Raw genomic sequence first — 26,025 nt, forward strand, 5'->3', positions numbered from 1 at the left:
AGGCACCCGACGTTGGAATCGATCTCCTCAACCACGCACGAAGCCAACTCCCCATTCGACGAGGCCCGCGACTCACGCTGGAAGATAATCTCGATCGTGGCCGCGGTCATGCTCGGCATGCTGCTATCGTCACTCGACCAGACCATCGTCGGCACAGCGATGCCGCGCGTTATCGCGGATCTCCATGGTCTCGAGCACTATGCCTGGGTCTTCACCGCCTACATGCTGGCCTCGACGGTCAGCGTGCCGATCTACGGCAAGCTCTCCGACATCTATGGCCGCCGGCCGTTTTATATGCTCGGTATGGTCATCTTCCTGCTTGGCTCGGCCCTGTCGGGCATGGCGCAGAGCATGCCGCAACTCATCCTGTTTCGCGGCATCCAGGGGCTCGGCGCGGGGGCGATGATGCCGATCGCGATGGCGATCATCGGCGACGTCTTCCCGCCGGCCGAGCGTGGCAAGTGGCAGGGGCTGTTGATGTCCGTCTTCGGGTTGACGACGATCGTCGGCCCGACCCTCGGTGGGTGGCTCACCGATAACTGGGGCTGGCGTTGGGTGTTCTACGTCAACATGCCGGTTGGCGTGCTGGCGCTCATCGTCGCCGGACTGGCCCTGCCGCGCAAGGTCACTCGCCGGTCGCACACAGTCGACTACCTCGGCGCAGCCGCGTTGGTCGCGGGGACAGTCCCGCTGCTGCTTGGCTTCTCCTGGGCTGGAACGGAGTATGCCTGGGGCTCGCCGCAGATCATTGGCCTGCTCGTCTTCGCTGTCATCGCGCTGGCTGCATTCGTCGTTATCGAGACGAAGGCGGCCGAGCCAATCATCAGCCCGCGCTTGTTCCGCAACCAGATCTTCCGTGTCTCGTCATTGGCAACGTTCCTGACAGCGGCAGGAATGTTCGGCGCGACCCTCTACCTGCCGCTCTTTATCCAGGGAGTGCTGGGCAAGAGCGCGACGAACTCCGGCGCGGTGCTGACTCCGATGATGCTCGGCTTCATCGTCAGCAGCATCGTCGGTGGCCAGATCATGTCGCGAACCGGACGCTACAAGTTCCTGGCGCTGGGCGGCTTCGTGGTCGCGACGGTTGGCATGGCCCTGCTTGCGCGGATGCCGGCCGATGTCTCCAGCAGCGTCGTCATCCGCAACATGATCATCCTCGGCCTGGGCATCGGCGTCTCGATGAGCCTGTTCACGATCATCGTCCAGAACGCCTTCCCGTTCCGCCAGCTCGGCGAGGTGACCGCCAGCCTGACGTTCTTCCGTTCGATCGGCGGGACGATCGGCGCGGCGCTGTTTGGCACGATCATGACCAATCGCTTCCACGCATCGTTCAACGCGAGTCTGTCTCCTGAGATCCGGCAGGTCATCCCGGCAGATCAGCTCACCCAGCTCGGCAATCCGCAGGTACTGCTATCAGAGCAGACGATGACCAGCCTGCGCCAACTCTTCGGCGCAGCGGGGGCATCGGGCAACGATCTGTTCAACCAGTTCATGCTCACCGTCCGCGACAGCCTCTCGGCATCCATTGGCGACCTGTTCGCCGTGGGCGCCGTCATGATGGCGCTGGCGGTCGTCTCCGTGCTCTTCCTCCGTGAGATCCCGCTGCGCTCCAGCTTCGCCGAAGACCCCATTGCTGTGACTGGCGAAGCCGTTGCGGCAGCGGCGGCGGAGATTCCAACGAGCCTGGCCGGCGGCCAGAGCGCGCCGATTAGCGCCGGCAGCGACCGGCTGGGCCAATCCCGGCCATTGCCAGGGTCGAGCGACTAACTGGGAAGCAGGTCGGCCGGCGGCGCGTCCCTGCGACGGCTGTCGGCCGCCAGCACGAACGCCTCGTGGGTCATCAGTCCGGGGCCGAGCGACTCTCGAGCCTGTCGGATCAGGTTGTTCTCTCCGAATTGAGTTGCGTGGCACTCGGACGCTCGCCACTTGTCGTCGGTCCAGGCGGCGATATCGAGCATCAGATCCACCTCATCGTCGGGCCAGCCGGCCGAAGTCTCGATCAGCTCGTCGGCCCAGGTGGTGTCGAGACCCGCGCTGGACATCGCGTCGCGCAGCGCGCGAAACGCCGACCGGGGGAGGACCGACCACCAGGTCAGTGGCGTCCGCCAGGGCGCGCCAAGCTCGGGCGCATAGGTTGTCGTGCCTGCCGCGCTCAACGCCGCCATCGTGTGGTGGTGCGCCGCGATGTGGTCTGGATGGCCATAGCCGCCGCCCGGCTCGAATGTCAGGATCGCGCCGGGCCGCTCGCGGCGAATGACCTCGACCAGCTTGCGGACGACCGCGTCGGCCGGCTGCGCCGCGAACGCGCGAGGGTCGGTATTCCCCTCCGTCCCGGCCATGCCGGAATCGCGATAGTCCAGGAAGATCAGCTCGGAGATACCGAGCGCGGCGGCGGCACAGCGCAGCTCCTGCTCGCGGACCTCGCCCAGCGTCTCTGGCGTCGCCAGCGCCGGGTCGCTGATCTCTCCCAGCTCGCCGCGTGTTGCGCAGACGAGCACAACCCGGTGGCCGGCGGCGGCGTGGCGAGCCAGCGCCCCGCCGCAGCCGAATGCTTCGTCGTCGGGGTGGGCGAAGATCGCCAGCAACGTCGGCCTGCTATCCGTCTCGGTCATCGTGCCTGCCCTTCATTGCGTAATCAGCTTGACTGCGCCGAGAGCGCATCTCGAGCGCGAACGACGGAATCCTGATCGGTTCCGGTGATCAGGGTAACCGATGCTCCCGCCCGAATAACGGCGCTGTGCCGTCCCTGGCTGTCGCTGATGATCTGGCCGGCCGGGTCGGCCGTGCGGAACGTCTGGCCGAGGGCGGTAACGAACTCGCTGGCGTCCGCTTCGGTATCCCATTCGACCGTAATGACCATGAGCGAATCTCCGGCGGCCGGCCCGCTATAGAGGCTGTATTGGCCGCCACCCCAGCCAGCTGCGGCACTGTCCGCATTCTGTGCCCCGTTTTCGCGGAGGAGGATTCGCAGGTCGAACTCGCCGATCGAGTCAGTGCGCGCCATCCGCCACCCACTGCCGAGGGCTCGTTCGAGGTCAGGGACCACGACGGGCAATGGATCGTCACGCTCGACCAGATACTTCTCGGGATGAAGAATCTGCTCGGTCGAGATGGGTGGATCGGCGAGCGCCGCAGTCTGTCCCTCGACACCGCGCAGCTGGAACAGTTGGGTGGCGAACGTGACCCCCTCGATATAGGGAAAATAGAGGGAGTCGCGGATGTAGGCCGGAGCGCGGTCGAGGACATCGGATGAAGAGTCATTGCTCTCGGTGGTCAGATCCATCAGCTGGGAACGGCTGAAATACTGGAGCACATACCGGGTTGCGGTAACCTCGGCGTCCCCTTCGATCAGCGCGCTATGGGCCAGTGACCGATCCCCGTCGATGTCGTCGCTGCGAACTGACAGCAGATCCGAGTGCTGATCCTGCAACGCATGAACCATCTCGTGGGCGACGGTCATCTCGCCCAGCGGCGAGAGCGTCGGATTATCGTTGACGACGTACAGTTCCTTCGTCTCGGGGTCGTAATAGCCGAGGACGCGCTCAGTCAGCAAGTCGATGTAGAGGTTGAACAAATCCAGGTCACGGTCGTCGGTCAGCCGTAGCAGCCAGAGGGCGTTGGCATCCTCGCGCGCCTTCTCCTCGCTGTACTCGTCGGTCTGGAGCCGCACGAGATTGTCGTGAAGCTCCTGCCGGGAGATCAGCCTCGGCTCGATCGGCATCGTTGGCGTCAGCCCGCGCAAGTCGACGACACGCCGCTCGATCTCGGCGAACTGCTCCTGCAACCCCTCCGGCGACGCAGCCGGCGTGGCGGAAGGCTCGGTTGGTGTCGCTGTCGGACTGGCCGCCGTCTCCGTGGTGGCTGTCGCGGTCGCCGCTGTGGCTGTCGGCGCAACTGCTTCGACCGTCGCGACGCTGGCGGCGGTTGGCGATGTGCTGCTCGTGCCACCGAAGCCGGCGCAGCCGGCCAGCAACAGCAGGCAGAGCAGGACAGCATAGAGTGGGCGAGCGTTCATCCGAGCGGCTCCGTTCGTCGCGTGGTCCACATGGCGACCACGTGCCGCCCGCCGGAAAGGATACGTGGAGCCCGGGCCGGAGCTCAGCGGCCGGTGGCGACCCGGCCGTAGCCGGCAAGATGGGCGCGCCAGAAGGGTGTGTCGAGCTTGTCGACACGGACGAACTCGCCGACGTCCGGGGCGTGGATCATCATCCCGTTGCCGACGTAGATGCCGACATGGGTGATTACCCATACGGGCTGGCCGTCGTTCTGCTGGCCGGCCAGCGCGCTCGCCTGTCGGCCGACCGGGGTAGTGTTGGCGAAGAAGATGAGGTCGCCCGGCTGGACATCGGCCGGGTCGAGCCGCTGGGTCGCGGCGAATTGCTCGGCGGCGGTCCGAACAACCGATACGCCCAGTTGCGCCCATGCCCACTGGACGAGACCGGAGCAGTCGAACCCACCCTCGTCGTACGACTCGCCACCCCAGACATAGGGCGTGCCGAGCGCCGACATCGCCATGCGGACAACATCGACCTCGCGTGGGACGAGGCTATATGGCACGGCAACGGGTCCGATCGGATAGCCGAGGCTGGCGGACTGGCGCTCGATGAGGGCGACGTACTCGCGGCCGGTCAGGCCATGGTCATCCAGCCGCTCGACGGTGTTGCCCCGTTCGTCGATCCGCCCCGTATACGCTGCCGCAACCTGTGACCACGACCCCCAGCGCTGGTCGAGGGTGGCGAGAATCGCCACGCCAGCCCGCAGATTCGTCGCCGGGTCGGTCAGATCAACCCCGGCTGCGCTCGGGAAGAGGTCCGGCCGGACCTGCATCAGCCCGATGCCGCCAGACGGCGAGATCAGCGCGGGGTTGCCGGCCGACTCGACCATCACGACCGACGCGACGACCTGCCACGGAACGTTTTCCGCGGCTGCCGCCTGCTGAATCTGGTCCGACCACTGGCCGAGGACGACGACGACACCGCCGGGTTCGGCGCGAGCCACCGGCGTCGGCAGGCTGGCTGACGTAAGCAATGTGAGCAACAGAAGGATGAGCGGGATGCTCGAGAGGCGACGCATGCGCAGATCCATTACCGTTCGTGCGTAACCGACGCGGCTTGGGCCGTCGTCGCGCGAATCAGGCCAACATAGAGGATAACAAACGAGACCTGATATTGGTTCCGGATGCGTGCCATCTATCCAGACAGTCTTGTCATATATGCGCTGTCACTCGCTTCCCGGTTCGGCGCCACAAGGCTGAACTGCGCGCCGCCTTCGTCCTCGGCAAGCGCGACAGCGCCACGACGGGCAACCGTCGTGGCGCTGTCGCGCTTTGCCCGGAGGTTGGCGTGTCTAGGCCTTCTTGCTCCAGTTCTTCATGTCGTAGACATCGCTCATGAAGGCGGCCGGAGAGTAGCCCTCGAGAGTCTTCGATACGGCGATCAGGTTGCCGCGGTGCACGATCGGCACCTCGACGAAGTCGTTGACCGTCAGGTCGTTCATCGCGATGAACAATTCGGCCTGCTTGGCCGGATCCATCTCAACCTGTGCCTGATCGTGGAGCTTGTCAAACTCGGGGTTGTTGTAGCGGGTGACGTTTGTTGCTGCCCAGCTGTTGGACTTCTGGCAGATCTCATCGCTACGGAAGCGCCGCGCCCAGGCGATCGGGTAGGGGCTATCCGGCCCGTTGGTGTACATCTGCAGATCGGCATAGAACTTCCGGTTGGTGTCCGGGTTGCCGGCGTCGGACGAGAAGAAGACCGAGCCGTCGATCGACTTCAGCTCGACCTTGAATGCCACCTTCTCAAGACTCTGCTTGATGATCTCCTGCGTCTTCTGCCGCACAGAGTTGATCGAAGTCTGGAACAGCAGCTTGTAGCCGGCCGCCTCCGGTACTCCCGCCAGCAGCTCCTTCGCCTTGTCGATGTTGTACTCCCACGTCGTGTTCGGCGAGACGAACTGCGGTGGAGTATTCAAGTTATTCGGGGTAACCGTACCGCCCTTACCGTACAGCTGCTCGACAATCACATCGCGCTGAACCGACAGGGCGATCGCGTTACGCGCGTCCTTGTTCTTGAAAATCGGGTGCTGGGTGCTCGGCTCGGAGCGCGCGCCATCAACTTCTTTGTTCGGGTCGGCGAAGTTGATCATGACTCGCTCGGAGCTGGCGCCAGGACCAGAGAACAGAATGCCAGCGCCGCCTTGCTCCATCTGTGCCAGCACCGATGGTTCGACCTGCAGGTTCCAGGCCCAGTCAGCCTCACCAGATTGCAGCACGGCGCGGGCCGCGCCCTGTGAATCACCGCCGCCCTTCATCTCGACACTGTCGAAGTGAGGCTTGCCGGCATCCCAGTAATCAACGAAGCGATCTCCCCAGACGGTGTCGCCGGCGCGGAATTCCTTGAGCTTGAACGGGCCAGTGCCGACCGGGGCCAGGTTCGCTGATGCGTCACGGGACTTCTCGCCAACATAGTCGCCAAAGACGTGCTTCGGCAAGACGCCACCATTCGGCCCAACGAACAGGTCGTACCAACCCGGCGATGGCTTCGCGAATGAAACCTTGACCGTCAGGTCGTCGACTTTTTCGACGGACGCTGCGCGGGAATAGATTCCCTGGGTGACCGCGGAGGTCGCCGGGTTGGAAGCGTACTCCCAGGTGAACACAACATCATCAGCCGTAAACGGCTTGCCATCGTGCCACTTCACGCCTTCGCGCAGCTTCCAGGTGATGCTCAGACCATCCTTGGAGACGCCGCCGTTGTCCAGCGTCGGTGCTTCGGTCGCGAGAACCGGGAACATGTTGCCATCAGTGTCAAAGTCTGCGAGCGGCTCGTAGAAAATGCGCGAACCGTCGGAGTCCTTTGTGCCGGTCGAGAGGTGCGGGTTGAGGATCGTCGGCGCCTGCCACCACAGCAGCCGAAGCGTTCCGCTACCACCCGCCTGACCGGACCCCGCCGAGCCGCCAGCCGGGGCAGTTGCGCCGCCAGCCGGAGCCGTCGCGCCGCCAGCCGGGGCCGTTGCTCCACCGCCGGCCGGCGTGGTGCTGCCGCTGCCACCGCAGGCCGCCAACAGGCCAGCGATCACCGGCGCACTCAGGCCGAGAGCGAGTCCGCGCTTCAGCGTGGCGCGGCGTGTGAGCTTGCCCGATAGCACATCGGTTTGCAGCTGGTCCAGCTTCTGACTGAGGCTCACGTCGATCGATACCTTTCCCGAGGCCCCACGGGCCCGCTCAATACCCCCGCAAGACAGCGCGATCAAGGGCTTGCGCAGATGCGCAAGCGCCTGAACCAGGACGCCCGACAGGGGACTCCATACGTGGAAATTCGGCACGGGAGGACTTACGGGGTATCCAGCCACCCAGCGCGGTTGCGGCGCAACTAACTAAGTATGCGTCATTGTTTGCGTTCTGCGCAACCACTTTTGAATACTCGCGAGATGGTATATAATGAATTGGCGTCAGTATATAGTGGCAGAGGCAATGCGTGACAACATCGACGACAAGACGGCGCGGAAGACCCCGGTCGATCCCAGAGGCGCAGCGACGCGAGGAGCTGCTCGACGCCGCGATGGAGCTCTTCCTCGACCAGGGAATCGAGTTGACGACGGTCGCTCAGATCGCCGCGCGAGCCGGTGTCGCCAGCGGCACGGTCTACCTGTATGTCGGCAGCAAGGAATCGCTCGTCGCAGCGTTGCGGGCGCGGTTCCGCGAGGCGATGGCCGGCGAGATCGAGCGTCTGGTCGATGGCTGGGCGGGCCCGTTCGCTGGGCTGATCGACGCGCTGGTGGATCTGACATTCGAACTCCACATGACTCACCGGACGGAGATCGATCTGTTTCGCCGCCAGATCCCGGCTGACGCGATTCGCGAAGTGGCCGAAAGTCGTCGCCGCTACAACGCGCCATTGACCCGCGCGATCCAGCAAGCGGCTGCCCGAGGCGAGGCCGCCGTCCCTGGCGGAGACCCGGAGCTACTGGCCTACTTGCTATCCGGCGCGATCGAGGAATCGGTGTATGCATGCCTGACGTTCGGCTTTCCCGCCGACGCCGAGGCGCTGCGCGTGGCGGCCCGCGCGATGGCCCACAAGCTGCTGAATCCAGCAGCAGGGGTTCTGGCCGCGACAGGAGGTGCATGATGCGGACATCTGATCTGGAGGCATCGGTCGGCACGGCGAAGCTGGTCGGGATCGTCTCGGGCGGGCTTGGCCTGGCAACACTGGTAACGACGATCTCGCTCCTGGTTCGCCAGTGGGTGCGGACGCCGTTGCCTTACACACCGGATGAATGGTGGTTCACCTTCGGGGCGGATCGCGAGGCTCCCGGAGCATGATCGGCGGCTCGGCGCGCATTCTCGAGCGCCCGGATATCGTCCGGTGTGTCAAGGTCGAGGTGCGTGCCGCGCCGCTCCACGTCGGTGATCGGGATATCGGCTAGCGCCAGGCTGCGACGATGGCGAGCGGCGCTGCCGACGCCGAAGGCCGGCGCAATCCCGTCTGGCGGCGCGAGCAGCAGCGCGTTCGTCCCGGTTCCGTGGCGGTCGGGCGCCAGGACCGCGGCGTCCGGCGCGGCTGCGTCGATGATCGCGCGGATATCGGCGACATCGAGCGTTGGCAGATCGGGCAGCAGAATCAACAGCCCACCCGCGCCACCAGATAGCGCCCAGCGTTGCCCCTGGCGCACGGCGGCATTCAGCCCCTCGTTGTCCTGGAGCAGCACTTCGGCGCGTGGATCGAGGCCGGAAGCGGCCAGCAGCGGATCGCGTGTCACGACGGCGATGCGCTCGACTCCAGCGTCGGCAACGGCGGCTACCGCGCGATTCAGCAGCGCGAGCGCCAACTGGCGTCGCTCCGCCTCGGATAGCGCGCTGGCTAGCCGGCTCTTGGCGTTCACCAGCCCGCGGAATGGCAGCAGCGCGTAGATGCGGAGATCGGCCGCAGCGCTCATGGTTGTACTCCGACGATCGATCGCGCTGGTCTTCATCGTGCTCCGGCTCGCGCCGCGGCAAGCGTCGTCGCGAAATCGAGCACTTCGCGAGCAAGCCGCTCGCGACCGGCATCGTCGCGCATGATCGCGTCCGTAACCAATGCCTGCATGCCAAGTGCTTCTATCGCCGGGGCGAGCGCGGAATCGACCGCGTCGATGACAATTCCCGTCGCCAGGCCGGCATACATCCGGGCAACACCAAGCGCTGAGACTTCGTGGCCAAGCCCCTCCATCATCAGCGCCGCCGGCCCCTTGAGCGCTTCGCCACCGACGATCGGCGAGACGACGATGAGGGGACCCGATGCCGACTCGACCGCGTCGCGCAGCCCCGGCACGGCCAGAATCGGGCCGATCGACACGATCGGGTTCGATGGGCAGATGATGACCGCGTCGGCTGTGGAGAGAGCGTCCAGCGCGGCAGGGCTGGGCCGCACCGCCGCGATGCCGTCCAGCACAACGTCGGTGACGATATCTGCGTGGCGACGGGCGACGAAGTAATCCTGAAAGTCCAGCCGGCCGCCGGGCGTGTCGATCAGTGTCGCAACAGGGTCGTCGGTCATCGGCAGCAGGGTTGGTGTGATGCCGAGTGCCCGGGCCAGGCTGGTGGTTGCCACGGTTAGCGTCGTGCCCGCGCGCAGCGCCCGGGTGCGAAGGATGTGGGTGGCGAAGTCGCGGTCACCGAGCTGGAACCAGGGATCCTCGCCGTACTGTGACATCATCGTCAGCGTCGTGAACGTATCGTCGCGGACACCCCAGCCGGTGGCCGTGTTGGCGAGGCCGGCCAGCGTGTACATCACTGTGTCGATATCGGGAGAGATATGCAGCCCGTAGAGCTGGAAATCATCCGCGGTATTGATGATGACCGTCATCATGGTTGGGTCGTCGAGCGCCATCTGCAGTCCGTGGGCGAGCTTGGCTCCGCCGACTCCGCCTGCCAGTGTCACGATTCGCTGGGTCATCTCGCGCCGCTCCTCACCGATCGTCCTGCCCGCGGCGTCCGACCGGGGCCGGAGAATCGTACCGCGATGGCGGCCAGAGCGGTTCTCAGGCGTGGTGCGCGGCTGAATACCAGGGCAGTTGAGCTCCCACGTGGCGGTGATTGATCCAGATGTGCTGGTGGCTCGTGTGCGCGTCACTGAAGACGAAGGCGAGGCAGGCAGTGAGTGTTGCGATGTCGAATGGCTTCTCGATCATGACATCGATATCGAGAAGAGGATCCAGACTCTCCGGCGTCTCAATCGCGGAAATGACGATAACCGGCATCTCGCTGAGGTGTGAATCGGCCCGCACGGCGCGGACCAGCTCGATCCCGTCCATCACCGGCATGTTGACATCACAGACAATCGCATCCACTCGTGATTCCGCCAGCCGATCGAGCGCGTCGCGCCCGTTTGCCGCCATGATCACCTCGTAGCCGGTTTCCTCTTCGAGAATCGAGACAAGCAAATCGCGGATGACATCGTCGTCGTCAACAACGAGAACGCGTTCCATCGCCTCTCGCCTCCGCTCGTGTGCATCGTTCGTTGAGCCCGGCCGGACGCATCGTTGTCCGTACTGACGCGTCTATGCAGAGCGCATGCCACATCCTCGAACACGCCACCATCGGTAGCTACCCGCAGCGAATCCAGCCGATGCTGCCTGCCGCATGCTGGGGGTCAGAGGAGCGACTTGATATCGTCGGCAATCATCTGCGTCGGCGCCTGGAACGGATAGATCACGCGCAGGCGCCCGTCGGCGTCGATCAGATACGAGTAGGTCGTGTGGTCGACGGTGTAATTCTCGCCAGCCGCCGTTGCTGTCCCAAGCGTCACTCGCTCAAAGTATACATAATAGTCTTTGCCGATCGTTCGCACCAGCTCCTCGTCCCCGGTCAGCCCGATGAACGCGGGGTCAAATGCATGAAGATACGCAGCAAGAGACTCCGGCGTATCGCGGGATCCGTCGACGCTGATGAAGACGAATCTGGCCTGCTCGCCCTTTTCGCCCATCTTCGCCTTGATCTGGCGGAATTCGCCCAGTGTGGTTGGGCAGACGTCGGGACAATGGGTGAAGCCGAAGAACAGCAGCACTGGTGTGCCGCGCAGGTCGCTCAGCCGGAGCGGTTGGCCCGAGTCGCTGGTGAGGGTGAAGTCGGGCATCTCCCTGGGCGGATCGATGACCTGTTTCGTGCCGACCCCTGGGAGAGGCGCATCGTTGCGCGTGAGGAATGTCCAGGTGGCGAACGCTGAGACGGCGATGATGCTGCTGACCAGAATCATCAGCCCCGCCCGCGCAAGCCACCCGGGCCGCTTGTTCGTGTCCGAAGCGGTGTCCCCGGTCTGCTCGCTCATCGTTCGCTCTACCCTTCGTTGCGCTCGGTCCCTACTCGCCGCGCATGCGGGTCGAGCGGTCAATCCTGAACAGTTGGTGTCGGTGTCGAATAGCAGCGTTCGGACGGTATCAGAGGCTGGTCTACCGACGGTGACCCTATTCTGACCGCTCCGATATCAACCTGCTTCCTGAGTGGGTCGCCCGCGCTTGTCGTGCCGCTAACGACCAGTACCCAGTTCCCAGCCATCGTGAACTCGAAGTCGTCGACCTCATACTGACCCCGGGTGGTCTCGACAGCATCCCGGATGACCGGAAGCATACCGGCATGGCTCATCGTACTCTCGATGCGGATTGTTGCGCCGCTAATCGGCGTGTTCGACCGATCGGTCAGAAGCATGACGATCCGCGCCGGGCCGACGATGGCCGGGGCTGGGTCGGTCGTGACACGGACCGTAATATCGCCAGCCTCGCCCGCGCTTTCACTTCGTCCACATCCCGCGAGAACCAGCAGGATAATCGCCCCGACAATTGCGATTCGTTTGCGGCTTGTCGTCCGGCCGTCCTCGGTGGCCGATGCCGGGCGGCACGCGGCCGGGAGGGTCATGGCTGGCGAACCTCGACTGCGTTGAGCTCGATTGTCACTCCCGATTCGAATGTGAGCGTCAGCGCGATCGTGTCGCCCGCGTTTAGCGGTTGCTTCAGACCGATCAGCATGACGTGGAGTCCGCGTGGCTTCAGCTCGACCGAACCGTGGGCCGGAACGACAACGCCTCCTTCGACGGGCCGCATCCGCATCGTGCCGTCGGTCATCGTGGTCTCGTGAATCTCAACGACCTCGGCGACGCTCGATGCTGCGGAGATCAGTCGCTGCTCGGTGTCGGAGTCGTTCTGGATCACCATGAAGGCGGCGCTATTCGTGCCTCCGCCGTTACCCATTCCTGCCATCGGAGTCCCCATATTGTGGCCGGGCATTGGGCTGGCGTCCGTGGCCATCGGGCTGCCGGATGCCATCGGGCCAACAGCGGCCCGAGCCCAGGCGCTGCTCACCGAGATACCATCCGCTGACGTCGCGGCTGTGGCCGCCCCTGCGGCCGGCGATGTGGCTGTGGCGTTGCCGTCGTCGTTGCCGCAGGCAGCCAGCAGCACCGCGAGTATGACAATGGTTAGCGGCACGATCTTCCATGCCCGAATCTCTGTAAACATTCGATACTCCCGACTGATAACGCCCGATGGCCATTCGATCGAACCATACCGATCGAGCGACCCGTTCCCCATAGCCCGATAGTGAACACCGGGAGTCATTTCGGAGCTACCAGCCGTGGATCATGACTGTCGTCGTGGTTGGATCCAGCCGCGTGCGACGGCGTACGCCGCTGCCTGACGCCGGTTGCTGAGCTGGAGCTTGGCCAGGATATTCTTGAGATGGTTCTTGACGGTGTGTTCGCTGATCGAGAGTCGTTCGGCGATCTCCTTGTTCGACAATCGATCGACGACGAGCTCCAGGACCTGAGTTTCCCGCGCGGATAGCCCGCCCTCCGGCTCGATGATCGCTGCCTGCCGGTCGAGGGAGCGGAACTCGTCGAGGATTCGCGCCGCCATTCGGCGGCTGATGGCCGCCTCGCCACGCGACAACCCGTCGAGCTGATCCACCAGCTCCTGTGAGCGAATACTCTTCAGTAGATATCCCTGCGCGCCAGCGCGGATAGCCTCGAAGAGCCGGTCCTCATCGTCGAAGACGGTGAGCATCACGATACGAATGTCGGGCAGTAGCGCCTTGATGTGGCGCGTCGCCTCGATTCCATCGATGCCGGGCATATTGATATCCATCAGCACGACATCGGGGTTGAGCTCGATGGCCATCTGGATCGCCTCTTCGCCGGTCCCGGCGTCGCCGACGACATTGAACCTGCCGCGATAGGACAGCAGATTCCCGAGGCTTTCACGGAATAGCGCGTGGTCGTCCACGATCATTAGCCGCGGGGCCGACATTCGTCAGTGCTCCGTTCTGGTGCAGTGGGATCAGCGCCGAAAGGCGCGTCCCCCCGTCAATTACGCTTTCGATATGAAGCTCGCCACCGAGGCTCGCGGCACGCTCGCGCATGGTCATGAGCCCGAAATGACGTGAGACGACATCGTTGGCGACGGAAGCCGTATCGAATCCTCGTCCGTTGTCCTCGACTTCCAGTGATACGTCGTCCTCGCCAGCTGAGAGTCGGATGACGACGAGTGTTGCCTCGGAGTGCTTGCGGATGTTCGAAAGGCTCTCCTGGATGATACGGATCAGCTGGAGGCCGGCCTCGGGGCTCAGTGGCGTATCCGGGTCGTGTTCGACAACGAGGTCGGTCGCGATGCCCGTCTGGTCCTCGAAGTCCCCGACGAAGGTGCGCAATCGCTCGAAGAAGTCGCGATCCAGATCGGAGAGCAGCCGCAACGACGCAATCTCGGCGCGAATCTCGGCATTCGCGCGTTCGGCAGTGTCGCGCAGTGCGCCAAGCGCGATGAGGGAATGGTTGCGCTCATCGTCGTTTGTCAGGGCTTCGACGATGTCGATCTGGACCAGGATCGAGGCGAGCAGCTGGCCGAGACCGTCATGCATCTCGCGCGCGAGCCAGTGCCGCTCGTCAGCAATAGCGGCTGAGCGGAGCTCCTTGAGTAACAGCGCGTTTTCGATCGCCATCGTCGAGGTATCGGCGACGAGATGCAGGAGACGCTGCTCGGAGACGTCGAGCTCGCGCTCTGGCTGGACGATTGTGATCGAGCCGATTGTCCCGCGGTGGGACTGGAGCGCTGCCTGGGTCTGATGGCTGTCGGGCCGGGGCGCCGGCGCGGGCGCCCCGCCGGCCGGGTGTTGCCCATGGAGGGATATCGTTACGATGGCTGATGGAAACAGAGAGGCGAGCAGCGCGCGTGTGCGCTGCACGATACCGGAGACATCCAGCATCGAGACTGCCCCGGTCGCATACTCGTTGACAGCCGCGAGCTCGGCATTGCGGCGCAAGAGCTCGGCCTGCATGCTGTCGATAATCCGAAAGATAAACGCGCTGAAGGCGAACGAGCAACAGAACGCGATGACACCGACGGCGATGTTTCCGACGATGTTTGCCGGCAGGTATGGCTCGATCCAGTCGTGGCGAATCGTCTCGCTGAGATAGATAGCCAACGCGGGGATGATCGCGCCGACCCACTTCAGGTAGTTGAGGTGTCGTACTCGATCGAGATGGGGTGCGGCCACCGTCTGCGCTCATGTTCGTGATGGTGATTCGCCCGCTACCGCCGTCATGACGGTTGCCGCGCAGAGGGCCAAAGCCATCTGCGCGGCAAGTATAACCGAGCGTCGACCCCGCCTAGTCTCGCGCCTTGCAGGTGTTGCGTAGCGTGCCGATGCCCTCGATCTCGACCTCGATCGTGTCGCCGGCCTGCATCGGGCCAACACCCTCCGGCGTGCCGGTCATGATCACGTCGCCCGGCTCCAGCGTCATCACGTTGGAGACGAAGCTGACCAGGAACGCCGGGTTGAAGATCATGTCGGACGTATGGCTACTCTGGCGCACATCGCCGTTGAGCCGCGATTGAATCGCGACGTTGCCGGGGTCGAGCTCGGTCTCGATCCACGGGCCGAGTGGGCAGAATGTGTCGTACCCCTTGGCTCGCACCCACTGGCCGTCCTTCGCCTGCTGGTCTCGGTGCGAGACATCATTGCCGCAGGTGTAGCCGAGGACGTAGTCGAGCGCCTCGGCCTCGCGAACGCGCGAGGCGCGCTTGCCGATGACGATGCACAGCTCGGCCTCGTAATCGATTCGGTTGGCCGGCGGCAGCGCGATCACGCCACCTTGCGGCAGCAACGCGCTGGGCGGCTTCATGAAGATGACTGGCTCGGTCGGCGCTTCGCGGGTGGGGTCAGTCTCCGTCACATGGGCGGCGTAGTTGAGCCCGATCGCCACGATCTTGCCTGGCACGACCGGCACGTCGAGCGCCACATCATCGAGCGACCCGACGCGCGCGCCCTTTGTCAGCCCGCCAAACAGATCTCCGCTGGCCATGTAGACATCGCCGCCCTCGACGATCCCGTGCGCAGCGCTGCCATCCTGTCGATACCGTGCGATCTTCACGATAAACCCTCCCTGTCAGTGAATCAAACAACCGTATCTTAGCGTGGGGCCGGCGATGCGCTGATCGTCCGACGTGTCATAACCTGCGTCTGCTGTTTGCGTGCGAGAGTTATGGCCATTCCTGGTCGATCGTCGACGTCAGACGAATCACCAATTCATCCGTCACTGCGCTGTTGCGCCGCCATCGGCAATGACGGTGCTGCCCGTCATGTACGACGAGTCGTCCGAGGCGAGAAACAGGGCGACGCGCGCGATCTCCTCGGCGCTGCCGATGCGGTGGAGTGGAGTCTCGTCGAGAATCATCTGCTCGTAATCGGCGCTATTTGCGTGACGATCGATCGAGCGACGTAGCATCGGAGTCTCGATCGGTCCGGGGCAGAGAACGTTGACACGGATACCGTCCGGCGCGTGGTCGAGCGCCATCGACCGGGCCATGCCGATCAGCGCCGCTTTCGAGGCGGTGTAGGCGGCGTTACGACGCGAGCCGACCAGGGCGAGCTCGGACGCGGTGAAGATGATCGAGCCGCCGCCACTGGCAGCCATGTGTGGGATGGCATGGCGGGCGGCGTGGAACGCGCCGAACAGGTTCACCTCAATGGTGCGCCGGAACTCCTCCTCGGCGATCTCGACCACCGTGCCGTTGCCGGAAACACCTGCGTTGGAGAAGAGTACGTCCAGCCGGCCGAAATGGTCGGCAATGGCGTCGGTGGCGGCGCGCACCTCGTACGACCGTGAGACATCCGCGACCTGTCCGAACGCCGCCCCGCCGGCCGCACTGATCTCCGCGACGACCGCGGCCACTGCGGCGGAGTCGACATCGACGATCCCGACACTCGCGCCCTCGGCCGCGAACAACCTCCCGCTCGCTGCGCCAATGCCCGACGCGCCCCCAGTGATCATCGCGACTCTGCCTGCCAACCGTGCCATGCCACCTCGCCCCTCTCTGAAGCCACCGTCCTACATCGAATGGACGATAGCAGGTCGTCGAGGGCGTGGGTATGAAACGGCGTGTGGAGCGGGGTCGATCAACTGGCCGGCGTGGGTGGCGCGAGCTTGGCGTGGGCGTCGGGCGTGTTCTGCGCGCCGCCGACGAGATCACGCAGGGTGTTCAACCCCAGATCCGGCATATATGCGCGCACAATCGCGTAGCCGATCTTCGGAAGCACGCTAGCGCCGGGATAGGCGATGTAGACCGGTTCCCAGCGTGGGGAGAACTTGTTCTTGAACTCAAACAGCGAGTGCGCGCCGTAGACCGGTTCGACCAGGCCGGCCAGCCCGATAACCGCCTGCTCGACGGTGCCGATCTCCTCACCCTCGCGCTCGACCCGCGCCAGCGGCGCGGTTGCGAGACTGACGAACGGCGCGCCCTCGTCGCGGAATGCGAGCGCGGAGCTGATGATGAGGAATTCCATGATGCCGTTGAACGCATCTGGCCGGCGGCGCATGATGTCGATGACCCAGCCACCCGTGCCATGGATCGGTAGCCAGGTGACGAACCCGTGGACCTGCCTCTGGTCATCGATCGCGACTGCAAAGCGCACCTCCGGGTCTGGCTCGCCAGACAGGCTCCCGAGGGTAAAGCCCATCTCCGACATCCGCTTGGCGCGCAACCACGCGTCCGAGATCTCACGAAGCTGACGAAGGATGTCGGGGTCGATCTGGCTCGCGTCGACGAGCTCGAGCTCGATTCCCGACCGACGGGCCCGGTTGATAGCGGTGCGGGCATCCTGCCAACGCCGGCCGCGAAGATCGAGTGCCGGCAGGTCGATATAGGCGTCCTCCCCGACGTGCATCATTGCCAATCCATTGCGAGCATATTCCGCGCGCAGCGCCTCGCCGACGCCATAGAAACAGGGAGTCCAGCCCCGATGACGGGTGAGATGAGTAAACTCGCGGATCGCGGCGGCGCAGCCATCCGGCGATCCGATCGGATCGCCCAGGACGAGCGCGACGTCGCCGATCAGACGGTAGGCGATATAGGCATCGCGGTGATGGTTGAGCAGTAGCGTGTTGCCGGGCCAGGTCGTCATGTGGGCAACCGACGAATTGCCATAGCGGTGGAGCAGCTCGAAGGCATCTCGCCGGTCGGCATCAGTCTCCTTGGTCAGTCGCAGGATCGGCCGGAGGAGCGCGATAACGCTGACGAGCAAGACGGCGACCCAGATCCAGGTGATCGAGTCGAGGAACCAGCGCGCTCTGAAGTGTTCGCCGTTGATCTGATGCGTCGTTGTCAGCAGCACGCGCGCGAACGTCTCTCGCACGGCAATGCCAGGGGTGATCGGCTGATTGAATCTGTCGCGGAGCAGCCAGAAGCCCAGCGCCGCATAGAGCGGCAGCATCGCCAGAGCGACGGCTGAAAACCTGAGGCTGCGGCGAACGGTTGGCAGATCCGGTCTCGCGACATAATCATCGTGATGCCAGAGCAGCCAGAGCAGCAATAGCACCTCGATCGTTGCGACCTCGATCTCAAGGCCCTTGATCACCTGGGAGATGGCGCCGCCAGCTAGCAGCGCTAGCGTCGCCAGCCATGCCACCCTGCGACCGTGCCTCAGCCCGTTGCCGAGCAGAATGAGCCCCAGTCCGGAAAGCGCGACGAACGTGCGCGACCCATGCAGCGCTGCGAATGGAATATCGTTATCCCATGTTCTGGTGTGGAAGTGCGTCGATGTGACGAACGCCGAGTAGACGTTGAGCAGCCCGGCCAGGACGACCAGTATGACTGCGACGTCGCGCGAATGAGGCCACGGAAATCGGTTGAGCGTGCGCGCGATGCCGGCCCCATGGTTGCGTTCCACCAGCAGCCAGCCGGTCCCGAGACCGATCATGCCCGCGATCAGATGCTCGATATCCCATATCTGATGTGTCAGGATCAGGAACCCCATGAAGTACAGAAACAACGCGACGATGCCTCGCCATTGCCAGCGTCGAGGCAGGTACCAGACTAGAGCCGCGAGGCAGCCGAAGGCGCCTGCCGACGGTCCGACATCCCGCGCCGTCGCGAGTGACTGGCCCCAGGCGCTCCCGGTCGCGGAGAGCGGCCAGGCGACGAGCAGCGACGCGAACAGATAGCCGCCGACTTGCGACGCGAAGAACACGACCGCCGTCCGGCGCCAGCCGGCCACCACCTCGAAGGGCGCGACGCCGATCAGAACGAGGAACGTGATCGTTACCAGCATCCAGGGATAGAGCGCAAACGGGATGTTGGTGATCAGCGTGTCGAAGCGGCCCACCCGAAGCGGGTCGAGACCGTAGCCGACGTCATTCAGAAGGGAATGGCCAGCAATGCTGTGCGTCAGCGAGCCACTGATCGCGTTCGCGACGAACATCGTCGCCAACAGGCTGGTGGTGAACGGCAACAGCCATCGGCGCGCACGACCCAACTCGATGAACCGCGTGGCTCCGGCGCTTGCTTCACGCCAGGCCTGTTCGATCATGTCGTGCCACCCCCCGTAGTGATCGGCTGTCCGGTTACCGATGCGGCGTTATTCGCGGTTGCGGGGAAGTGTTGATTGGCGTATTCGAGCGCGTCGAGAAGGTGCGTCTTCCAGAACTCCCAGCTGTGGCCTCCCGATGCGAAGAGAGTCCGATGGTCGATCTTGCTCTGGGTCAACTTCGCATCGAATGCGTTGGTGTCGGCGACCCCTTGCCCCTCGTCGAGCCCTTCCATGAGGAGGATATGCATAGGCTGTGCCAGGGAATGAACCTGGGAGATCGGGCTGTTGGCGCTTCGGGCAGCGTCGCTTCCCCAGATATCATGCCCGTCGTACGTGTTTGTCGGCTTGAAGTAGCCCGAGAGCGAGAAGGCCACCCCGAACGTTTCGGGGTGGTGGAGGGCGATGTTGATCGACCCATACCCGCCGGACGAGAGCCCGCCAATGGCGCGTGCGTCGCGCCGCGCGATTGTGCGGTATTGCTGGTCGATCACGGGAATCAGGTCGTCGATAATGGCGGCCTCGACGCGCTCGCCAGTCACTGGCGAATTACCCCATTGCGTGTCGTGGTGGGGATCTCCGAGCGAGCCGTCTGGCATGACGATGATGACCGGACGGATGGTGCCGCTGCGGATCAGCGCGTCGGCCGTCTGATCGGCCGACGCGCCATCGACCCAGTCTCCACATCCACCGGGCGAGCCGTGCAGCAGGAAGACCACAGGATAGCGAGTCTGGGCGAAGCGTGGGTCGTCGTAACCAGGAGGCAGGTAGATGCGGAATGCAACGCTCTTGCCGAGTGTTGCGCTGTCAAAGTGTCCATCCTGAACCGCGCCGTTCCCCAGTGTCATCATGTCGATATGGCTTGTCGTCTGGGCGGTTGCGGCCGGCGCGGCGTTAGCCAGCCCACCGGCCGACGGCGGGGTGTTTGCCGGGGGAGTCGACAGCGACTGCAACAACGCCTGCTCGTGGGAGCGGCCCCAGTCTGGAAGACGGCGATAATGGATGTAGCGATCCCACCCCTGGGTGTAACCCCAGATGCCGAGTAGCAACCCAGCGACCGAGACGACACTCAGGAGGACTGCCGCCCGCCGGAGCCAGCGCCTTTGGTGATGGACGGTGTTGTGCTTCCTGCGCATCGCGATGGTTCTCCGTGTCCAGGTGTCATGGCGGCCGGCCGGGCGTTGAGGTCGCGCAATCCGCATCGCGATGGTGGCAACGTCCCGGTTCGGCCCCCAGGTCTATCGAGCCCCGTCTCCCGGTGGAGGCATTACGACGATATTGGGCTGACATGAAGCCGACATGAAATGAACCTGAAAACATGTCGAATGTGCTAACCAGCGACGGGTCGCCGACACACGCGGAGTACACTGGGGGCGCGGATTCGGTGGCGCGAGAGGACAGTACTTGGCATCGCAGACGATCCTGGCGGCCGCGCCCGACCTTGATACGCGCAAGCACCTTGTGGGGCTGACCGGCGCAGACGTCGAGGACCGGCGGGCGCGCGGCGCGGTCAACACAGTCAAGCCTCAGAGCAGCCGCTCCTACCGCCGCATCCTCTTCGAGAACGCGATCACCTTCGTCAATGTTCTCCTCTACGTCATCGTCGGCTTCCTGCTCGCCCTCGGCCTCTACGGCGATGCCTTTATGACAGCGATCCTCGTCGTGGCTAATGTCGTCATCGGCTCGTTCCAGGAGGCGCGGGCGAAGCGAAAGCTGGACAAGATCGCGTTGCTGACCCGGCCGGTCGCGACGGTGCTGCGCGACGGTGTCGAGCGCCAGATCGAGCCGGGCGAGATCGTCGTCGATGATCTGCTTCTCGTCGGGCCGGGGGATCAGGTGCTGGTCGACGGATCGATCGTTCTCTCGACGTCGGTAACAATGGACGAGTCGCTGCTGACCGGCGAGTCCGACCTCGTCCCGAAGAACGTCGGTGATCAGGTCTATTCCGGCAGCTTCTGCATGACGGGTGGTGGGATCTATCGGGCCGAGAAGGTCGGCGCAGCCAGCATGGCGCAACGCATCACCGAGCAGGCCCGCGCCCACCGCGCAGCCAAGACACCTCTCCAGCGTGAGGTGACGCTGGCGATCCGGATCATGTTGTTTCTGATGCTGTTACTGGGCGTCCAGGTCGCCGACACGTTCCGGCAGATCTACACCCATGTGCCGATGACCGAATCGGTCCGTGCTGCGGCGGTCATCGTTGCGCTCATCCCGCAGGGGCTGATTTTCATGGTTACCGTGTCCTACGCAATGGCAGCGGTGCGGATGTCGGGCAAGGGAGCGCTGATCCAGCGCATGAACGCGGTCGAATCTACCAGCCAGGTTAATATTCTCTGTCTGGATAAGACCGGCACGCTGACGACCAATGAGCTGCAGGTCCGCGAGCTTGCGCCGATCGGGCTGGATGAGCCGGCGCTGCGGCGCGCGCTGGGCGACTTCGCCGCCAGCGCTAGCTCTGGTAACCGCACGAGCAACGCGATTCGCACTGCCTGCCCGAGCGAGGGCCGCCCGGTTCTTGCCGAGACCCCGTTTTCCTCCGACCGTAAGTGGAGCAGCGTTGCCTTCGACGATGGCGTCTGGGTCCTGGGCGCGCCGGAGATGCTGTTGCCGGCGCTCGCCGGCGGGGCGGAGATCGCGTCGCGCGTCAGCGCGTGGGCCGATCAGGGATACCGGGTACTGTTGTTTGCCCATGCCGCCACCGGCGCAACATTGCCGGATCCGGCTGGGTCGCCCGAATTGCCGGCAGGCCTCGAGCCAGTGGGACTGATCAGTATCAGCGACGAGCTGCGCCCTGAGGCGCGAAGCACGATCGCCGAATTTGCCGCTGAGGGCATCGCGCTGAAGATCATCTCCGGCGATAACCCGACTACCGTCGCGGCGCTGGCGAAGCAGGCAGGCATGCCGGGCGATCTCGCTGCCTGCTCGGGCCTCGACCTCGACGGGATCAGTGATAGCGACCTTGACGAGCTGGCCCAGCGCACGACCGTCTTCGGACGCGTCTCTCCGCAGCAGAAGGAGCGCATCATTCGAGCGCTCCGCCGTGGCGGCGATCACGTCGCGATGATCGGCGATGGCGTAAACGATGTGCTGGCGCTGAAGCAGGCGAATCTGGCGATCTCGGTTCGCAGCGGCAGTCAGGTCGCGCGGAGTGTGGCCGATATCGTCCTGCTCGACGACTCATTCGCGGCGTTGCCCGCAGCCTTTCGCGAAGGGCAGCGCATTCTCAAGGGGATGCAGGACATCATCCGTCTGTTCCTCATCCGCGCGCTCTACACGTCGTTGCTGATCTTCGGCGCGACCCAGCTGCGTGTCGAGTTCCCGACGACGCCGAAGCAGAGTGGCCTCATCGCAATGTTGACGGTTGGCATCCCCGTGCTGTTTCTGGCGCTCTGGGCAAAGCCCGGTGTCACCCCTCGGCGGCTGATCCCCTCCTCGGGTTACTTCGTGGTGCCGGCCGGTGTCAGCATTGCCATCGCTGGCCTGACCATCTATGCGGCGATTCTGTCGTTGGGCGGCAAGCCCGAGGAGGCGCGGACGGCGATTACGGTGACGTCGATCGCCTGTGGGCTGCTGTTGCTGCCGTTCCTCTCGCCGCCGTCACCCGCCTGGGTTGGTGGCGACGAGCTGACTGGCGACCGGCGGCCGGCGCTGCTGGCCGGCGCGATCCTGGTGTTGTTCGTCGCCGGGATGTTTGTCGGGCCATTGCGCGATTTCTACGAGCTGATTCACCTGCCGCTGTCGATCTACGTATTGATCGGGTTCGTTGTCGTCGGTTGGGCGTCACTTCTGCGCTTCGTCTGGCGGCTGCAGCTGCTGCCACGCTCTGTCGCGGCAGTGAGCCGCTGGATCGCATCGATCCGCGGCTGGTTCCGTCGCGTGTTCAGGCGCGAGGAACCAGCCGCGACAGGCAGCAGCAATTGAGCGCGAGACCATCGGAATAACTGTAGGCCAGCGCGTCGCCTACTGCCGTGCGATCTTGTCCCAGTTCGCCAGCTGCTCCTTGGCTGCGCCGAGCAGGTCCGCGTCGGTCATCAGGTCGAACGCGGTCAGCGCCATCGCCTTCGATACCTTGATGAGCTGGTCGTAGCCAAATTCAGAGCAGGACGCGTCGACTACCTCCTGCGAGTGACCCGGCATTGGCTCATGGCTAATGATGAAGTTGCCCGTCACCGATGGAGCTTTGTAGCTGACGTTGCCGAAGTCGGTCGAACCCATCCCGCGTCGCGAGCGAGGCGGCTGGATCTCGAGCCCGACCTCTTTCATGTTCTCAAGGTAGCGGGCGGCGACGATGTAGTTTGTCCGCATGTCGTAGAACGTGTTGCCGCGGGTGAGCTTCATCTCGCAGCCGGTCATCAACGCGGCGCCTTCGGCCACCTTGTCGAACTTCTCCATCAGCGCGTCAAGACCCTCGATCGATTCCGAGCGCACTTCGATGAACGCCGACGCGTAGTGTGGAATGACGTTTGCCATGTCGCCGCCATGGGTGATGATGCCGTGGATCCGCGTGTCCATCGTGACGTGCTGGCGCAGCGCGTCCAGCCCGGTGAAGAGCTTGATCACGGCGTTGAGCGCGTTGATGCCGTTGTACGGATCGGCGGCGGCGTGGGCCGGCTTGCCGAAGTACTCGACCTTCGTCCCCACCAGCGCCAGGCTTGTGCCGTCGGGATAGCTCAGTGGCACGCCCGTGCGGTCGCCGTAGTGCACCATCAGCGCGGCGTCGACATCATCGAAGACGCCCGCGTCGACGAGGTCGATCTTGCCGCCGGTGGTCTCCTCGGCCGGCGTCCCGACGATCTGGAAGATGCCGTTGATCTCTGGCATCACCGCCTGCAGCCCGATCGCCGAGGCCAGCCCGCTGCCGGCGATCAGGTTATGGCCGCAGCCATGCCCGACGCCTGCGAGCGCGTCATACTCGGCGAGGACGGCGACGATCGGACCCTCGCCCCGACCGTGCAGCGCCGCGACGAAGGCAGTCTCCAGCCCGCCGGCCGGCTTCTCGACCTCGTACCCGAGCCCCTGCAGCTTCGACGCCAGCAGCGCCGACGCCATGTGCTCTGCGTTGCCGACCTCGGGGTTCTGATGGATCGTCGCAGTGACATTGATGATCTCATCGCGATGCGCGTCGATCGCGTCCACAATTCTCTTGCGAAGCTCGTCCCGACTGGCCATTCGCTCACCTCCACTCGTTGTGCCTGTATCGTTGCGGCAAAACGTAGCATGAACAATGAAGTTTGTCATTCGGCGGGCGCCGGCCGGCTCGGTGAAATGGGTCATGATGCGTCGTTGCCCGCATCGCCGACGCGATCATTCGGGGGCATGCCGACTGCAAGCATGGTCTGGCGGACTGGCATGGTGGTGTCGTATTGCCAGCGTTAGGCGTCACGCGGCGGCCGTGTGATGATTGAGATGGATAGTCGTTACAGGTTCAGGCGCGAGACGGAGGCGCTGATTGCCGGACGCATCGATCGCGGTGAGTCATCTGACGCGCTCCTATGGGAAACGGCGCGGAGTCGTCGACCTCGATTTCACGGTCGGGGCCGGCGAGATCTTTGGCTTCCTCGGGCCGAATGGGGCCGGCAAGACGACGACAATCCGCCTGCTGATGGGGTTGCTGAGGCCGGGAGCTGGCGGAGCGCGTATCTGCGGGCTGGACTGCTGGCGCGATGCGCCGGCTGTCAAGGCGCGGGTCGGCTTCCTGCCCGGCGAGATTCACCTCTACGAGAAGATGACCGGCGCGGCGTTCCTCGACTTCTTCGCCGCGTTTCGCGGCGGTCCGGCTCCGCGCCGCGATGAGTTCGTCGAGCGATTGCAGCTCGATCTCGCGCCGCGCATCCGGCACCTGTCCAAGGGTAACCGGCAGAAGCTGGCGGTCGTCCAGGCGCTGATGCACGACGCGCCGGTGCTGATTCTCGATGAACCGAGCAGCGGCCTCGACCCGCTGATGCAAGCGGAGCTGATCGAGGTCCTTCGCGAGGAGCAGCAGCGGGGCAAGACCATCTTCCTGTCCAGCCACACGCTCTCCGAGGTCGAACGTGTGGCCCAACGCGTCGCGATCATCCGCGAGGGACGGATCGTCGCCATCGAGGATGTCGAGCATCTGCGGGCGACTCGCGAGCGGCGGATGGAGGTGCTGTTGCATCAGCCGGTGGATCCCGCCGTCTTCGAGGCGCTGCCGGGCGTGCGATTCCTGACGACCCACGCCGACGGGCGTCACGTCGATCTTGCAGTCAGCGGCAACCCGCGCGCCCTCCTCGAATTGCTCGGGACGCTGCCGATCGATGACCTGGTCTACGGCCCGCCGGATCTGGAGAGCGTCTTCCTGCGCTACTACGATCGCGCGGATTCCGTCGCGGCAAACGCCGACAGGTCTGCGGAGGCGCGTCGATGAGTATGGTGATGTTCCGTCGATGGCTGTGGAGCTCACGCTGGTCGGCGATCGGCTATGGAATCGGCGCGGCGGCATACATTCTGATCATCATCGCCTTCTACCCGACTGTGCGCGCCAACTCGGCGCAGATGGATCAGCTGCTGAAGGTCTATCCCGAGGCACTGAAGCAGGCATTTGGCATCGCGAATATCGGCACGCTGGCCGGCTTCCTCGGCGCAGAGGTGCTCAACATCATATGGCCGCTGATCGTCGGTGTCTTCGCGATCATGGCCGGCAGCGCCGTCGTCGCTCAGGAGATCGACAACGGCACGGTCGATCTCTGGCTGTCCGTGCCGGAACGACGTTCACGGCTGCTGCTGGGGAAGATCGTGGCGCTGGCGATGGTCGCGCTGCTCATCGTCCTGGCCACGCTGGCCGCGATCTGGGTCGGCGCGATGCTGGTCGGCGAGTCGTTCACAACGCGTGGCTATCTGGCCGCCGGTGTGTCGATGCTGGCGTTGATCCTGGTGATGCTCGCCTACTCGGCGCTGTTCTCATCGTTCGTGAGTGACCGCGGCCGCGCCGGGGCTCTGGCGGCGGCCGTGACTATCGGCGGCTACCTCGCCTGGATCATCGCGGGGATGAGCAACAGCTGGAGCTGGCTGCGGTACGTGTCGATCTTTGCCGGCTACAAGCCGCAGCCCGCGCTGGCCTCCGGGACGTTTCAGGTCGGCGGAATCGGCATCCTGCTGGGAATCAGCGTCGTCTCTGTCGTTGCCGCGCTCGTGCTGTTCGAGCGACGCGACGCGATCTCGTGAGCGGGGGTGAGGCGGAA

Annotated in this window: 23 protein-coding genes; 6 read left to right on the forward strand and 17 right to left on the reverse strand. The window is 64.4% G+C overall.

What is annotated here, in order from left to right; genetic code table 11:
- Positions 1-12 precede the first annotated feature (12 nt).
- The gene (locus V9F06_13925) at positions 13-1,767 is read left to right on the forward strand and encodes an MDR family MFS transporter (protein MEI2618706.1); all 1,755 of its coding nucleotides are present in this window, start codon (positions 13-15) and stop codon (positions 1,765-1,767) included.
- Here V9F06_13925 and V9F06_13930 read toward each other — a convergent pair.
- The 4 genes from V9F06_13930 to V9F06_13945 form a co-directional block, all read right to left on the reverse strand.
- Positions 1,764-2,612, reverse strand: a complete 849-nt coding sequence (locus tag V9F06_13930) for a PIG-L family deacetylase (GenBank protein MEI2618707.1) — start codon at positions 2,610-2,612, stop codon at positions 1,764-1,766. The genes V9F06_13925 and V9F06_13930 overlap by 4 nt on opposite strands.
- 23 nt (positions 2,613-2,635) lie before the next feature.
- Positions 2,636-4,015 carry a hypothetical protein gene (locus tag V9F06_13935; protein ID MEI2618708.1) on the reverse strand — a complete coding sequence of 460 codons (1,380 nt, stop codon included), beginning with the start codon at positions 4,013-4,015 and terminating at the stop codon, positions 2,636-2,638.
- Positions 4,016-4,098: 83 nt separating this feature from the next.
- The gene (locus tag V9F06_13940) at positions 4,099-5,073 is read right to left on the reverse strand and encodes a C40 family peptidase (GenBank protein ID MEI2618709.1); all 975 of its coding nucleotides are present in this window, start codon (positions 5,071-5,073) and stop codon (positions 4,099-4,101) included.
- A gap of 273 nt (positions 5,074-5,346) precedes the next feature.
- The gene (locus V9F06_13945; GenBank protein MEI2618710.1) at positions 5,347-7,185 is read right to left on the reverse strand and encodes a peptide ABC transporter substrate-binding protein; all 1,839 of its coding nucleotides are present in this window, start codon (positions 7,183-7,185) and stop codon (positions 5,347-5,349) included.
- 290 nt (positions 7,186-7,475) lie between these two features.
- Between V9F06_13945 and V9F06_13950 the strand changes: the two genes are divergently transcribed.
- Together V9F06_13950 and V9F06_13955 are read left to right on the forward strand one after the other, a co-directional pair.
- Positions 7,476-8,126, forward strand: coding sequence for a helix-turn-helix domain-containing protein (locus V9F06_13950; protein MEI2618711.1), 651 nt, complete (start codon positions 7,476-7,478; stop codon positions 8,124-8,126).
- Entirely contained in the window at positions 8,126-8,320 is a 195-nt protein-coding gene (locus tag V9F06_13955; protein MEI2618712.1) for a hypothetical protein, read from the forward strand. The genes V9F06_13950 and V9F06_13955 overlap by 1 nt, the downstream gene beginning before the upstream one ends.
- Here the strand turns inward: V9F06_13955 and cofC are convergent.
- From cofC to V9F06_14015, 12 genes are all read right to left on the reverse strand, one after another.
- The gene (cofC, locus tag V9F06_13960) at positions 8,260-8,970 is read right to left on the reverse strand and encodes a 2-phospho-L-lactate guanylyltransferase (GenBank protein MEI2618713.1); all 711 of its coding nucleotides are present in this window, start codon (positions 8,968-8,970) and stop codon (positions 8,260-8,262) included. The two genes, V9F06_13955 and cofC, sit on opposite strands and share 61 nt — an antisense overlap.
- A complete protein-coding gene (cofD, locus tag V9F06_13965; protein MEI2618714.1) occupies positions 8,967-9,932 on the reverse strand; it encodes a 2-phospho-L-lactate transferase in 966 nt (321 codons plus the stop codon). The genes cofC and cofD overlap by 4 nt, the downstream gene beginning before the upstream one ends.
- An 85-nt stretch (positions 9,933-10,017) precedes the next feature.
- Complete coding sequence (locus V9F06_13970; protein MEI2618715.1) at positions 10,018-10,464, reverse strand: response regulator; 447 nt, start codon at positions 10,462-10,464, stop codon at positions 10,018-10,020.
- 164 nt (positions 10,465-10,628) lie between these two features.
- Entirely contained in the window at positions 10,629-11,303 is a 675-nt protein-coding gene (locus tag V9F06_13975) for an SCO family protein (protein MEI2618716.1), read from the reverse strand.
- Between the two features lie 59 nt (positions 11,304-11,362).
- A complete protein-coding gene (locus V9F06_13980) occupies positions 11,363-11,887 on the reverse strand; it encodes a FixH family protein (protein MEI2618717.1) in 525 nt (174 codons plus the stop codon).
- Positions 11,884-12,486 (reverse strand): copper chaperone PCu(A)C, encoded by a 603-nt coding sequence (locus V9F06_13985; protein MEI2618718.1) that lies wholly within the window; start codon positions 12,484-12,486, stop codon positions 11,884-11,886. The genes V9F06_13980 and V9F06_13985 overlap by 4 nt, the downstream gene beginning before the upstream one ends.
- 120 nt (positions 12,487-12,606) lie before the next feature.
- Positions 12,607-13,272 carry a response regulator transcription factor gene (locus V9F06_13990; GenBank protein MEI2618719.1) on the reverse strand — a complete coding sequence of 222 codons (666 nt, stop codon included), beginning with the start codon at positions 13,270-13,272 and terminating at the stop codon, positions 12,607-12,609.
- Positions 13,223-14,515 carry a sensor histidine kinase gene (locus tag V9F06_13995; protein MEI2618720.1) on the reverse strand — a complete coding sequence of 431 codons (1,293 nt, stop codon included), beginning with the start codon at positions 14,513-14,515 and terminating at the stop codon, positions 13,223-13,225. The genes V9F06_13990 and V9F06_13995 overlap by 50 nt, the downstream gene beginning before the upstream one ends.
- A 112-nt stretch (positions 14,516-14,627) precedes the next feature.
- On the reverse strand, positions 14,628-15,392 hold the full coding sequence (locus V9F06_14000) for a fumarylacetoacetate hydrolase family protein (GenBank protein ID MEI2618721.1): 765 nt from the start codon (positions 15,390-15,392) through the stop codon (positions 14,628-14,630).
- Positions 15,393-15,554: 162 nt separating this feature from the next.
- A complete protein-coding gene (locus tag V9F06_14005) occupies positions 15,555-16,319 on the reverse strand; it encodes an SDR family NAD(P)-dependent oxidoreductase (protein ID MEI2618722.1) in 765 nt (254 codons plus the stop codon).
- A 98-nt stretch (positions 16,320-16,417) separates the two neighbouring features.
- A complete protein-coding gene (locus tag V9F06_14010; GenBank protein MEI2618723.1) occupies positions 16,418-18,826 on the reverse strand; it encodes a DUF2156 domain-containing protein in 2,409 nt (802 codons plus the stop codon).
- The gene (locus V9F06_14015) at positions 18,823-19,959 is read right to left on the reverse strand and encodes an alpha/beta hydrolase-fold protein (protein MEI2618724.1); all 1,137 of its coding nucleotides are present in this window, start codon (positions 19,957-19,959) and stop codon (positions 18,823-18,825) included. Before V9F06_14015 ends, V9F06_14010 begins: the two co-directional genes overlap by 4 nt.
- A gap of 268 nt (positions 19,960-20,227) precedes the next feature.
- Here V9F06_14015 and V9F06_14020 point away from each other — a divergent pair, with 268 nt between their 5' ends.
- On the forward strand, positions 20,228-22,744 hold the full coding sequence (locus tag V9F06_14020; GenBank protein ID MEI2618725.1) for an HAD-IC family P-type ATPase: 2,517 nt from the start codon (positions 20,228-20,230) through the stop codon (positions 22,742-22,744).
- 39 nt (positions 22,745-22,783) lie between these two features.
- Here V9F06_14020 and V9F06_14025 read toward each other — a convergent pair whose 3' ends face one another.
- Entirely contained in the window at positions 22,784-23,992 is a 1,209-nt protein-coding gene (locus V9F06_14025; protein ID MEI2618726.1) for a M20 family metallopeptidase, read from the reverse strand.
- 280 nt (positions 23,993-24,272) lie between these two features.
- Between V9F06_14025 and V9F06_14030 the strand changes: the two genes are divergently transcribed.
- Together V9F06_14030 and V9F06_14035 are read left to right on the forward strand one after the other, a co-directional pair.
- Positions 24,273-25,211, forward strand: coding sequence for an ABC transporter ATP-binding protein (locus V9F06_14030; protein ID MEI2618727.1), 939 nt, complete (start codon positions 24,273-24,275; stop codon positions 25,209-25,211).
- On the forward strand, positions 25,208-26,008 hold the full coding sequence (locus V9F06_14035; protein ID MEI2618728.1) for an ABC transporter permease subunit: 801 nt from the start codon (positions 25,208-25,210) through the stop codon (positions 26,006-26,008). The genes V9F06_14030 and V9F06_14035 overlap by 4 nt, the downstream gene beginning before the upstream one ends.
- Positions 26,009-26,025: the final 17 nt, after the last annotated feature.

Source organism: Thermomicrobiales bacterium, assembly GCA_037045155.1.
Lineage (GTDB): Bacteria > Chloroflexota > Chloroflexia > Thermomicrobiales > CFX8 > JAMLIA01.

Coding starts and splice junctions, on each gene's coding strand:
- V9F06_13985 (MEI2618718.1), bottom strand. CDS start 12,486: ATGTTTACAGAGATTCGGGCATGGAAGATCGTGCCGCTAACCATTGTC.
- V9F06_13940 (MEI2618709.1), bottom strand. CDS start 5,073: ATGCGTCGCCTCTCGAGCATCCCGCTCATCCTTCTGTTGCTCACATTG.
- V9F06_13930 (MEI2618707.1), bottom strand. CDS start 2,612: ATGACCGAGACGGATAGCAGGCCGACGTTGCTGGCGATCTTCGCCCAC.
- V9F06_13970 (MEI2618715.1), bottom strand. CDS start 10,464: ATGGAACGCGTTCTCGTTGTTGACGACGACGATGTCATCCGCGATTTG.
- V9F06_14005 (MEI2618722.1), bottom strand. CDS start 16,319: ATGGCACGGTTGGCAGGCAGAGTCGCGATGATCACTGGGGGCGCGTCG.
- V9F06_14010 (MEI2618723.1), bottom strand. CDS start 18,826: ATGATCGAACAGGCCTGGCGTGAAGCAAGCGCCGGAGCCACGCGGTTC.
- V9F06_14015 (MEI2618724.1), bottom strand. CDS start 19,959: ATGCGCAGGAAGCACAACACCGTCCATCACCAAAGGCGCTGGCTCCGG.
- V9F06_14035 (MEI2618728.1), top strand. CDS start 25,208: ATGAGTATGGTGATGTTCCGTCGATGGCTGTGGAGCTCACGCTGGTCG.
- V9F06_13955 (MEI2618712.1), top strand. CDS start 8,126: ATGCGGACATCTGATCTGGAGGCATCGGTCGGCACGGCGAAGCTGGTC.
- V9F06_14025 (MEI2618726.1), bottom strand. CDS start 23,992: ATGGCCAGTCGGGACGAGCTTCGCAAGAGAATTGTGGACGCGATCGAC.
- V9F06_13935 (MEI2618708.1), bottom strand. CDS start 4,015: ATGAACGCTCGCCCACTCTATGCTGTCCTGCTCTGCCTGCTGTTGCTG.
- cofD (MEI2618714.1), bottom strand. CDS start 9,932: ATGACCCAGCGAATCGTGACACTGGCAGGCGGAGTCGGCGGAGCCAAG.
- cofC (MEI2618713.1), bottom strand. CDS start 8,970: ATGAAGACCAGCGCGATCGATCGTCGGAGTACAACCATGAGCGCTGCG.
- V9F06_13975 (MEI2618716.1), bottom strand. CDS start 11,303: ATGAGCGAGCAGACCGGGGACACCGCTTCGGACACGAACAAGCGGCCC.
- V9F06_13990 (MEI2618719.1), bottom strand. CDS start 13,272: ATGTCGGCCCCGCGGCTAATGATCGTGGACGACCACGCGCTATTCCGT.
- V9F06_13980 (MEI2618717.1), bottom strand. CDS start 11,887: ATGACCCTCCCGGCCGCGTGCCGCCCGGCATCGGCCACCGAGGACGGC.